The sequence below is a fragment of the Moraxella lacunata genome (assembly GCF_002027545.1).
Classification (GTDB): domain Bacteria; phylum Pseudomonadota; class Gammaproteobacteria; order Pseudomonadales; family Moraxellaceae; genus Moraxella; species Moraxella lacunata.
Genome location: NZ_MXAN01000037.1, coordinates 1 through 15,363, shown reverse-complemented (window position 1 = coordinate 15,363; position 15,363 = coordinate 1). Strand labels below are relative to the sequence as shown.

14 protein-coding genes and 1 pseudogene are annotated in these 15,363 nt (G+C 44.6%); 13 read left to right on the top strand and 2 right to left on the bottom strand.

All coding sequences use genetic code 11. The annotated features are described in order from the left end of the window. Positions 1-146: 146 nt before the first annotated feature. From pgsA to B5J94_RS05835, 5 genes are all read left to right on the top strand, one after another. Positions 147-794 carry a CDP-diacylglycerol--glycerol-3-phosphate 3-phosphatidyltransferase gene (pgsA, locus tag B5J94_RS05855; protein WP_062498140.1) on the top strand — a complete coding sequence of 216 codons (648 nt, stop codon included), beginning with the start codon at positions 147-149 and terminating at the stop codon, positions 792-794. 146 nt (positions 795-940) lie between these two features. Next, on the top strand, positions 941-3,091 hold the full coding sequence (locus tag B5J94_RS05850) for a cytochrome c biogenesis protein CcdA (RefSeq protein ID WP_158081041.1): 2,151 nt from the start codon (positions 941-943) through the stop codon (positions 3,089-3,091). A 250-nt stretch (positions 3,092-3,341) separates the two neighbouring features. Next, a complete protein-coding gene (locus tag B5J94_RS05845; RefSeq protein WP_143821914.1) occupies positions 3,342-4,610 on the top strand; it encodes a phospholipase A in 1,269 nt (422 codons plus the stop codon). A gap of 3 nt (positions 4,611-4,613) precedes the next feature. Beyond that, on the top strand, positions 4,614-5,372 hold the full coding sequence (locus B5J94_RS05840) for a ComF family protein (RefSeq protein WP_156471025.1): 759 nt from the start codon (positions 4,614-4,616) through the stop codon (positions 5,370-5,372). 241 nt (positions 5,373-5,613) lie between these two features. Further along, entirely contained in the window at positions 5,614-6,372 is a 759-nt protein-coding gene (locus B5J94_RS05835; RefSeq protein ID WP_062498149.1) for a hypothetical protein, read from the top strand. A gap of 89 nt (positions 6,373-6,461) precedes the next feature. Here the strand turns inward: B5J94_RS05835 and B5J94_RS05830 are convergent, their stop codons facing one another. Next, positions 6,462-8,228, bottom strand: a complete 1,767-nt coding sequence (locus tag B5J94_RS05830; RefSeq protein ID WP_062498150.1) for a GspE/PulE family protein — start codon at positions 8,226-8,228, stop codon at positions 6,462-6,464. A 177-nt stretch (positions 8,229-8,405) separates the two neighbouring features. After that, positions 8,406-8,633, bottom strand: coding sequence for a hypothetical protein (locus B5J94_RS05825; RefSeq protein ID WP_062498152.1), 228 nt, complete (start codon positions 8,631-8,633; stop codon positions 8,406-8,408). Between the two features lie 281 nt (positions 8,634-8,914). On the opposite strand from B5J94_RS05825, the gene alaS reads away from it, so the two are divergent. The 8 genes and pseudogenes from alaS to rpmG all read left to right on the top strand — a co-directional run bounded on the left by alaS (position 8,915) and on the right by rpmG (position 15,264). Next, positions 8,915-11,578, top strand: coding sequence for an alanine--tRNA ligase (gene alaS / locus B5J94_RS05820; RefSeq protein ID WP_062498165.1), 2,664 nt, complete (start codon positions 8,915-8,917; stop codon positions 11,576-11,578). Between the two features lie 163 nt (positions 11,579-11,741). Continuing rightward, positions 11,742-11,993, top strand: coding sequence for a hypothetical protein (locus tag B5J94_RS13850; protein ID WP_143821912.1), 252 nt, complete (start codon positions 11,742-11,744; stop codon positions 11,991-11,993). Then, positions 11,993-12,508 carry a hypothetical protein gene (locus B5J94_RS05815; protein WP_143821911.1) on the top strand — a complete coding sequence of 172 codons (516 nt, stop codon included), beginning with the start codon at positions 11,993-11,995 and terminating at the stop codon, positions 12,506-12,508. The genes B5J94_RS13850 and B5J94_RS05815 overlap by 1 nt, the downstream gene beginning before the upstream one ends. A gap of 36 nt (positions 12,509-12,544) precedes the next feature. Continuing rightward, positions 12,545-13,831, top strand: coding sequence for an aspartate kinase (locus B5J94_RS05810; RefSeq protein WP_062498157.1), 1,287 nt, complete (start codon positions 12,545-12,547; stop codon positions 13,829-13,831). 165 nt (positions 13,832-13,996) lie between these two features. Beyond that, positions 13,997-14,164: pseudogene (gene csrA / locus B5J94_RS05805) on the top strand (carbon storage regulator CsrA); the annotation flags it as partial. 91 nt (positions 14,165-14,255) lie between these two features. After that, positions 14,256-14,600, top strand: a complete 345-nt coding sequence (locus B5J94_RS05800; protein ID WP_062498159.1) for a HopJ type III effector protein — start codon at positions 14,256-14,258, stop codon at positions 14,598-14,600. 251 nt (positions 14,601-14,851) lie between these two features. After that, entirely contained in the window at positions 14,852-15,088 is a 237-nt protein-coding gene (rpmB, locus tag B5J94_RS05795) for a 50S ribosomal protein L28 (RefSeq protein WP_029102716.1), read from the top strand. A gap of 20 nt (positions 15,089-15,108) precedes the next feature. Beyond that, complete coding sequence (gene rpmG / locus B5J94_RS05790; protein ID WP_003659281.1) at positions 15,109-15,264, top strand: 50S ribosomal protein L33; 156 nt, start codon at positions 15,109-15,111, stop codon at positions 15,262-15,264. Positions 15,265-15,363: the final 99 nt, after the last annotated feature.

The following is a 15,363-nucleotide window of genomic DNA, read 5'->3' as shown; positions in this document are numbered from 1 at the left end:
TGAGTGTCAAAGGATAAAGGATAAAAATAAAGTGGGCATAAAAATTGCTTTATTTTACCAAAAATCTGTGTAAAAATCTTAAATTTTTACACAAAAACACCCCATTTTAGGGTATCATACGCCCATATTTTTATGTTTAACTCGCCATGTCTAACGATAAGCCCAACAAGACTAGCATTTTTACCCTGCCCAATAACTTGACGATTGCTCGCATTGTCATGATACCGCTGTTCGTGGCGATTGCGTACATGCCCCCCGCACTTGGCATTGGTGTGCCTGCCATTCCTGATAACGCCATTGCTCGCCTTGGCATGCTAGAATACAGCGATAACATGCTCCGTCATTTTTTGCTGACGTTTGTTTTTATATTGGCGGCAGTGACCGATTGGCTCGATGGCTATTTGGCACGTAAATTGAACCAGAGTTCGGCATTTGGACGCTTTTTAGACCCTGTGGCGGATAAATTGATGGTGGCAGCAGCACTGATTGTTTTGGTGCAGTGGCATCCAAACATCGTGATGGCGATTAGCGCCATTGTCATCATTTCTCGTGAAATTGCTGTGTCTGCACTGCGTGAGTGGATGGCAGAGCTTGGTAATCGTACCAGTGTGGCGGTCTCATATGTGGGTAAATTAAAAACCACATTTCAAATGATTGCCATTATTGTGTTGCTGCTTAACTGGGAGAGTTTGGAGACGTTGGGTTATGCCTTGATGGTTGTTGCGGTGATATTAACCTTATGGTCAATGATGATTTATCTTAGGGCGGCATGGCCTTATTTAAAGCAAAATTAAATTTGAAGTAATTAAATTTGAAGTAAAATTAACAAAAATCCACAATCATGTGTAAGTTGCGTATAATCGCCAAAAATGGCTTATGATATAATAAGCCGTTTTTTCTGTGGCTTATGCCATTTTATCATTTCATCATGGCTAAAAATATGTCAAAATTCACCTGTTCGCCCCGTTTTTCCATCCTAGCGATTGCTTTGTCTTTGACTCTGCCCCTGCCAGCGATGGCACTGTCTGCTGATACCGCCAAAAGCGATGGCAGTGTATCAAGTTTATTCGCCCAGCAACCCAAATCAAAATTTTTACCTGTTCATCAGGCTTTTAACGTCTCTGCCCATCAGCAAGGCAACCTACTCACACTCACATTTGGCGTAACGCCTGGGCATTATGTATATAAAGATAAAATCAAACTGACCTTACCTGATGGTGTGAGTATGGGAACATGGTCATTTAATAAAACACACACCATGATAGATGACCCTGAGTTTGGACGGGTAGCGGTGTTTGATGATGACGTGGTGGCAACTGTTAAATTGACCGCCAGTGCTGATACGAATGCTCCGATAAGTATCCGCTGGCAGGGCTGTGCCAAGGCGGGGCTATGCTATCCTCCTGAGACGCTAAATACCACCATCAATCTGACAGGCAGTTCTGATTCATCAAAAAATAATGACACAGGCACTCAGAGCGCAAATAAGACAAGCCCATCTAGAAAAGGTGCACCCAAAGACGCAGGGTCTGGCTTAAATAATGACTCAAACCATGCTTTGGATAAAAGAAATCCAAATGTAGCACCTGCCCAATCTGGACAGACAGCGACAAATCAAAATGAGGTGAGTTTATCCACCAACCAAAATGCCACGCTTGATCAAACATCATCAACCCCATCATCGCCATTGGTAACTCATGTGCTTGATGATGAGCAAGGGGGGGTCATGGGTGAGCCAAATATGGGTTTGGACAGTCATACCTCTGATGGTATGGTCAATCTCTCAACCAATGCCTCAACCAATACCCAAACTAAGACAACCTTAGACACCAATCATCAGGCGCTCAGCAGCCAAAGCGACCCCTTTGGTATTAACAAAAACCCTGCTTTGGCGGTATTGTTGCTCTTTTTGGCAGGATTGTTGTTATCCTTTACACCATGTGTCTATCCAATGATACCGATTGTTGCTAATATTGTAACGCACAACAAATCTAACACCGCTTTAAAAGGCTTTGTTTTGTCGGGCAGTTATGGGCTGGGCGTAGCAACCGCTTATGGCGTACTGGGGGGATTGATTGCGTGGTTTGGGCAGGCATTGGGTGTGCTTGGACTGTTACAAAATCCTTATGTGTTGGGAATATTTGCCATTATTTTTGCCTTGCTTGCCTTGTATATGTTTGATGTTGTTAAGATAACATTGCCATCTGGGGTGCAAAACATTTTACACAGAAAGTCTCAATCTGCTGACGATAAACTGGGCAGTGTCGGTGGTAGCTTTATTGCTGGGGCGTTATCGGCGTTGGTGGTATCGCCTTGCGTGTCTGCCCCCATGGCAGGAGCTTTGACGGCGGTTTCGGTAAGCGGTAGTGTGCCTTTTGGTTTTATTGCTTTATTCTCTTTGGGGTTGGGGCTGTCTGTGCCACTCATGTTCATCGGTTTGGCACAAGGTAAGTTCATGCCAAAAGCAGGCGAGTGGATGAACCGTGTCAAGGAATTTTGTGGATTATTATTACTGGCGGTATCGCTGTCTTTGTTGGAGCGACTACTGCTGTCGCCTGTCATGCTTGTCATTTGGGCGGTGTGGTTTGCGATGACGGCGGTATGGCTGTTTAGAATAAAAAATATGGCATCCCATGCCTTTGCCTTGGTAGGGGTTGTTTGGACGGCGTGCCTTGTGGTGGGAGCAAGCATGGGGGCAAATGACCCATGGCGACCTTTGAGCAAACTTGGGACAACAGCGACAGCGACCATCGCAGATGCTAGGGCAGATATTAAGATAAGCAGTCTGGATGAACTTGACCCCATTCTTGCCAGTCATGAAAAAGTACTGGTGGATGTAACCGCCGATTGGTGTGTGGAATGTCGCATCATGGAACGCACACTGTTTACCAACCGCCCCGAGGTGCTGTCAAATTATCAAGTTGTTAAACTGGATATCACTGAGACCAATGACGACAGCCGAGCCGTATTGGCACGTTATGGGCTGTTTGGGCCACCTGCATTGCTCATTTATCAGCAAGGACAATTACAAACCATGCTGCTCGGTGAGGTTAAGCGTACCGATTTTGAGACTGCATTGGCAAAATTTTGATGATTTTTTAAATAATTAGGGTGTGCCTACCTTTTGTGTTTTTCATACAAATATCAAAGGTAGGCACGTCCTAATTACTGTTTGATTTACAATTTACAAGCATGTTTGATTTTTGTTAAAATATGCTGTTTGTTCTAGTGTATAATGATTGATAAAATTAGATAAGGTTTAGATACATGATGCCCAATGTACCGCTCTTATTTGATGAGCGGCTAACATCATTTGCGTTATGTGCTTGTGTGAGATATTTATGAATTTTATTCCAAAGCGATTGAGCCTTGCTGTGTCATTCTTGTTACCGTGTTTGGGTGTCATGAGTGGGCAGGCATGGGCAGAAGAGATGATACTACCCATCTCTGATGAGCGTGTGCAGATAAGTGAGCTTGACATTGCAAGCCCCATATACGATGAACGGCTGTTTTTTGATTGTGCGTCTGTGTTAAATGATGGCGAGCGTTTGGCATGTTTTGATAGCATTGCCCTAGGTAGGGTGCCAAGCGTGCTTCATGAAAAACGTCCCCTTGATTTAAAACAGACATTTGGACATCTTATAAAAGGTAGCCCACAAATTGCCTTTATTGAGCCTGTCAAGTATTCATCGGCCATTGATATGACTTTAACAGACGATGGCATGAATGAGATGAGTGATGATATGAGTCCTAACATCAGTGCCAGCGGCTTTGGTAGTGTGGATGGTGGTAGATACACTCCGATGAGTCTGGCTTATGACTTGGACAAAAACAGTGGTGGACTGTGGAAGGCTCGTCCCCATAACCCCATGTATGTCCTGCCGGTGTTTGTCAATACCAAACCCAACCGTTCGGTCAGCACCTCAACTCAAGAAGTGGTGGACTATACCGACAATGACATTCGTAGTACCGAGTTAAAATTCCAAGTGTCATTTAAATCCAAAGTTGTCGAAGACCTGTTTGGCACGAACGCAGACATGTGGTTTGGCTATACTCAGCAGTCGCATTGGCAGGTGTATAACGAAGATAACTCACGTCCGTTTAGGGCTCATGACTATCAGCCAGAGCTGTTCATCACTCAGCCTGTGGTGGCAGACCTGCCCTTTGGTGGTAGGTTGCGTATGTTGGGTGCAGGTGTGGTACATCACTCAAATGGTGAGGATGACCCGCTGTCACGTTCGTGGAATCGTGCCTATGCCATGGCAGGAGCAGAGTGGGGTAAGTTTACGGTCATGCCACGTGTGTGGGGGCGTATCTTAAAAAAGGACAATGGCTCCAAGCCCAACGATAATCCTGATATCATGGATTATTATGGTGATGTGCGTTTTATGTATCAGTTTGATAAGGGTAATAACGTATCAGGCACTTTGCGTTATAATCCTAAGAACAGCAAAGGAGCGATTCAACTTGACTATGTTCGCCCCATCGGCAAAGGCGTAAGTGGTTATGTTCAGCTGTTTCATGGCTATGGCTCATCCATCATTGATTATAATCATGAGTCTACAACCGTGGGTGTGGGTGTGATGTTAAACGATTGGATGGGGTTATAATCCTTGCCTGCTCGTCTGCCCCCATATGCCCTTGCCATGCTTGCTTCATACATACATGAGTGTTGCCAGTTATGTGGACAAGCGATAGATGTCAGAGCTGATTTAAAGATGGAACATGCAACCCAACATGCCCCATTTTACCATGCCCCTTTTTATCGTACGCCATTACTTTGTATTTATTGCCATGCACAATGGGCGGATAGATTGCCAATATTTGTCATACGTGATGATAAGCAGGAGATGCCTTTGTATGCAGCTGCTTATTATGAGGTGCCATTAAAGCGGGTCATGACGGTTTTTAAGGATAAAGCGAATGTATCATCACTTATGGTTTTGTATCATCTGATGAGATACGTCAGGCGACCCCAAGGCGTGAGTGCCGATAACGCCGTGCTTGTTCCAACTCCGACCACAGGCACTCGTTTGGTGGAACGGGGTTTTCACCCTGTGCTGATTTTGACCAAGTATTTATCTTTTTTGTGGCAGATACCGATATGGCAGGGCATCTCTCGCTTGGATAATGCCATTCATCAGCGTGGTCTTAGTCGTGGTGAGCGTTTGCAAAATGTGAAGCATGATTTTTATCTTACCGGTACGCTACCTACCCGCCATGCGATACTGGTTGATGATGTTGTAACCACAGGCTCAACACTGCTTGCCATGGCAAATGCCATTTGGTCAGAGCATGCTACCGCCAAAGTTCATGCCGTTTGTGTGTTGCATGGGCGAGAGGGGATTCATCTGCCGGTGTGGGGTAGGTGATGGGTGGCTTTTGGCGGATGAGAATCGATTTAAAAACTTTGTCTTGCCATACATAAGATTGTTGTTTTTATAAAACAATCTTTTTTGGTAATTTGAAGTCTATACGTTTACACAACAAAACATGAAAGTCATCAAAATATCACAAATCCCTTTGAATTGACTATTGATTTTATGGCTTTTTAATATTAAAATAAAAGCATATAAATTAATATTTAGTTTATATATTACTTTTGGAGAAAAAATGATGAAAACTTTAAAGTTAGCAACCCTAACTACTGTGGTACTATTTTCTGGTACTGCCATGGCAAATGTCGTAACTGATGCAGGTCACACTATTGTGGACAGTGGCAAAACTGTATTTACCACACTAGCCAAACCAGGTGCCATCAATGCTGAGATTGGTACATTGGGCTATGGTGCGAGCATTGCATGGTCAGCCAACGAATCAACCGAAGTGGTCGCTGGTTGGAATGGTGGTAGCTTTGATGTGGATACCGATATTGGTGGTAGCGACTCTATCATCAACTGGAAAAAAGTACTGGGCGATGAGTGGGACGACTACCAAGGCAACCTAAGACTTGATGGCGATTACAGCAACCCTTATGTTGGTGTTAATCTACGTCCTTGGAAAAACCGCTTGACCGTGGGTACTGGTGTCATTGTGCAAGACAACAAGCTTAATGCTACCCTTAAGATTGATAACAAAGAGTATCAGGTTAATGGCGACATTAACGTTAAGGCAAAGTCTGGTAATACCCTAGCCCCTTACTTAACTTTGGGCGTTAAGCCAAACATTAACAGCAACAGTCGCTTAGGTTTCTTTGGTGAGGTGGGTGCTACCTATACTGGTAAATGGAAAACCGAGGTGAATGTGGATAACGCTACTGTTCTAGGCGGTCAACGTGAAAAAGAGTTCAAAGCTGACTTAGAAAAAACCATCAGAGATAATAACCCTACCTGGTATCCCATCGTTAAAGTTGGTGCAACATATCGCTTCTAATCTAAGCACCTAACTTAAAACCCCAAAGTTTTAAACTTTGGGGTTTGTTTTGATTTCGGGTTTTGGAATTTTTTAGATGGCATTGTCGGTCAATTTAATGGAACCACCCTTAGCACTTCTTCAAGCGTGGTAACACCTTCTGCCACACGTTTTGCCCCTTCTATGCGTAACGGTAGTACGCCTTCGCTATATGCTTGGCGTTTTAGGTCGTCAAGGCTTGCGTCTTTGGCAACCAGTTTTTTGAGTTCGTTAGACAACGGCAAAATCTCATATAGCCCGATTCGCCCTTTGTAGCCTGTGTTTCTACATTCGTCACAGCCCACGGCGGTGTAGATTTTGGACGGTACGGGAGCATTCCACGGAGCGACAAGCCCACGCCATTCGTCCGCTAGGGGCGAGTTTTCGCTCACGTCTTGGGCGGATTTACAATGGGGGCAAAGCGTTCTGACAAGCCTTTGAGCCATAATACCCAAAATGGTTGCCGATGTCAAAAACGGCTGAACGCCCAAATCATGTAGCCGTGTCAAGGAGCTTGGAGCGTCATTGGTATGCAAGGTGGATAACACCAAATGCCCCGTGAGACTTGCCTGCACCGCCATGTCTGCCGTCTCGCCGTCTCGGATTTCGCCCACCATGATGATGTCGGGGTCTTGTCGCATGAGCGAGCGAATGCCGTCTGCAAAGTGCAAATCAATCGCCGAGTTAATCTGCATTTGGTTAAAAGACGGCTCAATCATCTCAATCGGGTCTTCAATGGTACATACGTTCACTTTTTCGGTAGCAAGTTGTTTGAGTGTGCTATATAAGGTGGTGGTTTTGCCTGAACCCGTTGGACCTGTTACCAGAATAATGCCGTTGGGATGAGAGGTGAGAGCGTGCCACGTTTCTAGCTGTTTGCCCGTCAAGCCAAGCTGGGCAAAGGTGCGTACCAGCACTTCGGGGTCAAACACACGCATGACGAGCTTTTCGCCAAAAGCGGTGGGCAACGTAGATAGACGAAGTTCGGTTTCTAGTCCTTTTGGCGTGCGGGTTTTTAATCGCCCGTCTTGGGGCTTTCGTTTTTCGGCAACGTTTAGTCGCCCCAAAATCTTGATACGAGCGGTAACGGCTGTCAAAATCGCACTCGGCATCTCATACACGGTATGTAACACCCCGTCAATTCTAAATCGCACCTTGCCCGTCTCACGGCGTGGCTCCAAATGAATGTCGGAAGCTCGCTGTTCAAAGGCATATTGTAAGAGCCAATCCACAACCTTGACGATGTGTTGGTCATTGGCATCGGGATTGCTATTATCGCCAAGTTGGAGCAGGGCTTCTACGTTGGTAACGTCCGCACTTGCTTTTTTGTGGGCGATGTCTGCCCCTGCGATGGCTTTTGTTACTTGATAGAACTCGGCACGGTAGCGACTTAGCTGTTCGGGCGACAGATAGACGGTTTTGATGGTTTTGGGGTGGACGATGTGGCTGATGTTGGCATGCCAATCGTGATAAAAAGGTTGGTCAGTGCCGATGATGACTTCTGTGTCGGTCACAGCAATGGGCAGAATGTACTGATTTTTGGCGTATTCAAAGGACATGATGCCCGTCACGCTCGGCACGTCCACTTTTAGGGGGTCAATTCGCACCACGTCCACACCAGCTTTGCCCGCCAACCACAGATTGAGCTTATCCAAAGTTAGGGGCTGATGGTCTAATAAATTGGTCAGATTAAAACGGGCGATGTTTTGGACAGGGTGCAAGGCGGGGTCGTTGCGACTGGTGATGACAAGATTGTATGATTTTTGGTCAATGCGACCTTCTTTTAATAGCTCATCCAAGCACCAACGCAAATCGACGATTAGGGACAACTCATTCATGACGACTCTATTTGTGATAAATAAATGCTATTGTAACATGAATTATTGGCTTTGTTTAACCAAAATAAAGACAAGCCATGATAGGGCGTGCTATCATGGCGTATCTGTTGTTTCGGCTGTGGCTTGGCTCTCTGGCTGGTATTGTGATATTAGGCTAGATAAGCTGTGCCAAAAGCGTTACTGCGTTTTTTGTTGATTGGGAGTGGAGCTGGCAGAGTTTGTCATGGCAGCGATACGTTTGGTAACGACAAGGGCGATAGGAATGCTTACCACAAGTCCTGCGACCACAGCACCAAGCACCGTTTGCATATTGGTCATGTCATTGACAAACACCACAATCATCAAAACCCCAATGAGTACGGTAGAAGCAATCGAAAAGATGGCACTAAACAGTGGAATGTTCATGGTAAACCCCCTATTACTTTTATGGATAAAATCTATACGCTATTTATACACCTTTTTTACATGAATGTTAAGCGTTTTTATCTAAAATTCCATAATTTTTATAAGGGTTTCATATTAATTCCAAAAAGTTATTAAAATTTTTAGATTTTCAACCAAATTTTGTGAAAAATTGGTTAAAATCACTGTTAATTATGGCGGTTTGTGATAAAATTAACCGTTTATTTAAAATTAAATTCGCCCCATGATTTTTAAAAATCACAGGCAATCTACTGGATATGACCATGACAACCGCTCACTTAAATAAAACCATGCAACTGACCGAAGTGCGTCAAGCCTTTATTGACTTTTTTAAAAGCAAAAACCACACGCCTGTACCGTCATCTAGCCTAATTCCGCACAATGACCCCACGCTACTGTTTACCAACGCCGGCATGAACCAATTTAAAGACACCTTTTTGGGGTTAGAAAAGCGAGACTATGTGCGTGCCGTGTCATCACAAAAATGCGTGCGTGCAGGAGGCAAGCACAACGACCTTGACAATGTTGGCTACACCGCCCGTCATCATACGTTTTTTGAAATGCTCGGTAATTTTAGTTTTGGCGATTATTTTAAAAAGGATGCCATTGCCTTTGCGTGGGAGTTTTTGACCGATGACAAATGGCTTGCCCTGCCAAAAGACCGCCTTTATGTAACTGTCTATCATACCGATGATGAAGCCTTTGACATTTGGCATAAGGACATCGGGCTTGCCCCTGAGCGGATTATTCGCATTGGCGATAAAGGCGGACTTTATCAGTCGGATAACTTTTGGGCGATGGGCGATACAGGACCTTGCGGGCCTTGCTCCGAGATTTTTTATGATTATGGCGAGCATATCGCAGGCGGGCTACCGGGTACGCCTGACGAAGACGGCGACCGTTATGTGGAGATTTGGAACTGTGTATTTATGCAGTTTAACCGCCAAAAAGACGGCACGCTAGAACCCTTACCCAAGCCGTCCGTGGATACAGGTATGGGGCTAGAACGTATCAGTTCGGTCATGCAGGGCAAATATGGCAACTATGAGACGGATTTGTTTATCAATCTCATGAATGCGACCGCCCAAGTGATTGGCGTGGAAAATACTTATGAGCCGTCTTTTAAAGTCATCGCCGACCATATCCGTGCCGTGTCGTTTCTCATCGCTGACGGTGTTCGCCCAAGTAACGAAGGGCGTGGCTATGTCCTACGCCGTATCATTCGCCGTGCGGTACGTCATGGCAATAAACTGGGGGCAGACGGGGCGTTCTTTTACAAACTTGTCCCCGCTCTTATCAAGGAAATGGGCGAAGCCTATCCGCAATTGATTGAAAAACAAGACGAAATCGGAGCGGTCATTTTAAAAGAAGAAGAACAATTTGCCAAAACGCTAGCACAGGGCTTACGTCTATTATCGGGCGAATTAGAAAGTTTAAACACAGGCGACACCTTGACAGGCGAGACGGTGTTTAAGTTGTATGACACCTATGGTTTCCCAACCGACCTAACTGCCGACATCGCTCGTGAGCGTGGCGTGGGTATTGATGAAGACGGCTTTAATGTGGCGATGGAAGCCCAACGCACTCGTGCCAGAGAAGCGGGCAAATTTGATGTGGATTACACAAGTAGCGTAAAGGTGGAGACCCCAACCGAATTTGTCGGCTATGACCTGCTAGACAACCAAAGCCAAATCATGGGCGTGTACCAAGACGGCAAGGCGGTGGAGCGTCTGGGCGAAGGCGATGAAGGTGTGATTGTGCTGTCTGCCACGCCATTTTATGCCGAAGGTGGCGGTCAAGTGGGCGAGATAGGCGAGATTAGCACGTCCACAGGGGTGTTTTTTGTTGAAGATACCAAAAAATCAGGCACGGCGATTATCCATTATGGCACGGTAAAAATGGGCGAGATTGCCCCAAATCAGTCCGCCAACGCCCAAGTAATTGCCGATGTGCGTAAAGCGTCTGCTAAAAACCACTCCGCCACGCACCTACTACACGCCAGTTTGCGTGCGGTGCTAGGCACAGGCGTTGCCCAAAAAGGCTCGCTGGTGTCGGCAGATGTGCTTCGTTTTGACTTCTCTTATGATAAGCCAATCAGTCATGATGAGCTGACTACCATTGAACGCATGGTAAACGAGCAAATCCAAAAAAATACCCCCGTGCAGATTGAATACCTGCCCATTGATGAAGCCATTGGCAAAGGGGCAATGGCTCTGTTTGGTGAAAAATATAGCGAAACCGTGCGTGTGCTGACCATGGGGACAAATGCCGATAACTCTACGTTCTCCATTGAGCTGTGCGGTGGTATCCACGTGGCTCAAACAGGCGACATCGGTCTGTTTAAAATCGTCTCCGAGAGTGGTATCGCATCGGGCGTTCGCCGTATTGAAGCCTTGACAGGCATGGGGGCGGTGCGTTATGTGCAGACAGGCGAGACGATTTTGGGTAATTTGGCAACGAATTTTAAGGCAAAACGTGGCGAGATTGAAACCCGTGTCGGTAGCCTTGCCGAGCGTAACCGTGAGCTTGAAAAACAGCTAGAACGCACCGAGCAAAAACTGGCAAGCCTACAAGCGGTGTCGCTACTACAAAATGCGGTCAAAGTGGGCGAGACAAACCTACTCATCGCCAAAGTGGCAGGCGTGGACGGTAAAGCCATTCGTGGACTCATGGACACCCTAAAATCTCGCCTTGACGGAGTGATTGTACTGGTGGGCGAGAGTGATGATTTGGCACTGTCGGCAAGCGTGGCGAAGGGCTTGACTGATAAAGTCAAGGCAGGCGACATCATTCGTCATTTGGCAAGCGAATTGGGCGGTAAAGGTGGCGGTAAGCCTGACTACGCCCAAGGCGGGGCAAGTAAGGTTGATGGGCTTGATAAGGTACTTTCGGAGTTGCAAGGCGAGTTGGCGAGTAAATTGGCGTAAGTAATTTGGGAATGTGTAGGGGCGAATTGCAATTCGCCCGTACAATTTTGTACTACAATCCCAATTTGTAAGGTGCGTAATACGCACCAAGTTTATGCTGATTGCACAAATTGGTGCGTGGTACGCACCTTACACCCAAAAACTTTTTAATTAGAAAATTGCAATGGTTATTAAAATCGTACGCTATACCACTTGTTTGATATTCTTTTTGTTAATGCTTGGTAGTATTGATGAAAGTAGTGTTTGGACATCAGTAAGTTTTTTGACTGGTATAGTAATGACGATTGATGAAAAAACCATTTGCCAAAATTTTAAAGTCAAAAACTATTGGATTTTTTATGCGGTGTGGATTTTTGTGGCGGTGATGATAATGGCAGTGGCGTTTTATTTTGAATTAAAGGGGCATAATTTGTAATGGCGTATTACCAAGAATATGATTATTGTATTCCTGCAAAATTTGGAATAAGGATAATGCTGATTGGTAATATCGTGAGTATTGCAATGATATTTTTGCCTGAAAATTCTTTTGGCTTTATGTCAGTTATTATCTCTATGATTGGTATATTATTGTTAATTTTATTTAATCTGCTTGGGGTGTTCATAGTTATTAAATCATTACAACCAACTAAAAAGATTATTGTAACTGATACTTACATTCGTTTTCCCAAAAAACCATTATCAAATGATATTATTACCATATATTATGACAATATAACAAAATTTGAAAGGGGTTTTATGCGAGAGCATAGTACCCTTGAAATCAAAGATAAAAGACAAAGGGGTGTATTGGCAGATATTGGTTTTCTTGATAAAGAAAATTTTGAAAAAATTTACGACCACATTCATTGGGTAAATTATACCAACAAATTAGGCAAAGAATTAGGTTTATCCGAAGCACAAAAATCCCAACTTTTAAACAAACTCATTTAATCTTCCAAAGCCATTTTTATTTTATAAGGAAAAATTATGGCACTAATCGTACAAAAATACGGTGGTACTTCAATGGGGAATACCACCCGTATCAAAAATGTCGCCAAGCGTGTCAAACGCTGGCACGACCACGGTCATCAGGTGGTGGTGGTGGTTTCGGCAATGAGCGGAGAAACCAACCGACTCATCGGTTTGGCTCGTGAAATTTCAAACGACCCAGACCCTCGTGAATACGACCAAATGGTTGCCACAGGCGAGCAGGTGTCTATCGCTCTACTTGCCATGGCACTAAAAGACTTGGGCGTGGATGCCAAATCCATGACGGGTCGTCAAGTCGCCATTAAGACCGACACCACCCACACCAAAGCCCGCATTGAGCATATTGATGCTGATAACCTAAAACGAGAATTGGCTGACGGTAAAGTACTGATTGTGGCAGGCTTTCAAGGCGTGAACGAACACAACGACTTGACCACGCTAGGTCGTGGCGGTTCGGACACCACAGGCGTGGCAATTGCCGCTGCCATTGGGGCGGACGAATGCCAAATCTACACAGACGTGGACGGCGTATACACCACCGACCCACGAGTAACCTCAAAAGCCAAAAAGCTCTCTAAAATCACTTTTGAAGAAATGCTAGAAATGGCAAGCCTCGGCTCAAAAGTGCTACAAATCCGCTCGGTGGAATTTGCAGGCAAATACAAAGTGCCACTTCGTGTCCTATCTAGCTTTGATGAAGGTAATGACGGGGCTTTTGATGATGAATTTAAACAAACTGTCGGTACGCTGATTACCGCTGATGAAGGAGATGATATGGAACGTGCCGTAATCTCAGGCATTGCCTTTAACCGTGATGAAGCCAAAATCGTTGTGCTTGGTGTGCCAGACCGCCCTGGTATTGCATCCGCCATTTTAAGCCCGATTGGTAAAGCCAACATCGAAGTGGATATGATTATCCAAAACATGTCTGAAAATGGCGTAACCGATTTTAGCTTTACCGTGCCTCGTGGCGACTTTGACAAAGCCATGAAAATCCTAAACGAGCAAGTCAAAGACGACATTGGAGCGACTCAAGTGGTGGGAGCGAGCGATGTGGTCAAAGTCTCTATCGTGGGTGTGGGTATGCGTTCGCACGCAGGCGTGGCAAGCAAAATGTTTGAGACATTAGCGTCCGAAAACATCAACCTACAAATGATTTCAACCTCCGAAATCAAAGTATCTGTACTTATTAAAGAAGAGCATTTGGAAAAAGCGGTCAAATCACTACACACTGCCTTTGGGCTTGACCGTGAAGACGGTGAGAGTAAGGTTGCAGGGCTATAACTAGCAATTATGTAACGATTTGGTTTATTAATCATAATCATTACGTAAAAATTGCCAAAAAAAGCTGACAAGTTACCCAAGAAGTTTTATAATAACAACTTGGGTAATTTGGGTAATTTTTATTTTTTCTGCTTTTTAGCATTGTTTTTATAGCAAGGAGCTATTATGTTAATCCTAACTCGCCGTGTTGGCGAAACTCTCATGATTGGCGATGAAGTCAGCGTTACCGTGCTGGGCGTCAAAGGCAACCAAGTCCGTCTTGGTGTGAATGCCCCCAAAGACATCGCTGTTCACCGTGAAGAGATTTATCAGCGTATCCAACACGAACGCTCTATGCAAATGCACATGAGCCATCTAGAACAAGGCAACTTTGCCCCACCATCATTTGACGACGACGATTATTTTAATCGCTAATGGATGCATGATGAATCACACTGACATTTCACGGTTGTTAAATGGCATTGAGCAGGGCGGTTTGACGTTCAAAGACGTGCTTGCCTTTATTGATGCCAATTACACTTATACGCCTGTCGCCTTTCATAATGGCGAAGCGGTCAATCCTGCCGGCACTAACGAAGGCTCTGCCAAGGTGTTTAGTCTTGCCAAACTGCACGGTCTAAATCAGCTTGACACCCTAAAACTATTTGCCGAACATTATCAGGCGGTGCTAGACACACCAGACGGCACCGACCACGCCAATATCCGTAACTTTTTGCATTATGGTTGGCAAGGGTTTGGTATGCCTGTGAGTGCTTTGACTGCTCGCTAATTTTGTAAATTTGATAAAATAAGCCTGATTTTAAAATTTTACTTGAAATATGAGTGAAATTGGTGTAAAATTCGGGCTTTGATTTTTCTGTCACTTTCTATTTATTGTCGCCTTTAACAATAATGATGAAATGACATCACTAACAAGTTTAAATAATCCGCCTAGTCCATACCTAATTTTGTGGCGATTGTTTAAACGGCACAACCGATACCGCTCAATATCCGTGCCACATCGTAATATAGGAGTTCATCATGTCTCGTGTATGCCAAGTTACTGGAAAACGCCCACTAGTGGGTAATAACGTATCTCACGCTAACAACAAAACCCGCCGTCGTTTTTTGCCAAACCTACACAACCATCGTTTTTGGGTAGAATCTGAAAACCGTTTTGTGCGTCTTCGTGTATCTTCAAAAGGTATGCGTATCATTGACAAGCACGGTATTGACAAAGTGCTTGCCGATTTGCGTGCCCAAGGTCAAAAGATTTAATTTAGCAAAAGGATAATACCATGAGAGATAAAATCAAACTCGTTTCTACGGCTGGCACTGGTTATTTTTACACCACCACCAAAAACAAACGCACCATGCCTGGCAAAATGGAAATCAAAAAATTTGACCCAAAAATTCGCCAGCACGTTCTATTTAAAGAAGCAAAAATCAAATAATTTTGCTCTTTAATTTAGGGCGTGCCTACCTTTGATAACATTTTTATAAAATAAGATGAAGATTTAACGCTTTAAGCCATTTTGCATGAAAAATGGCTA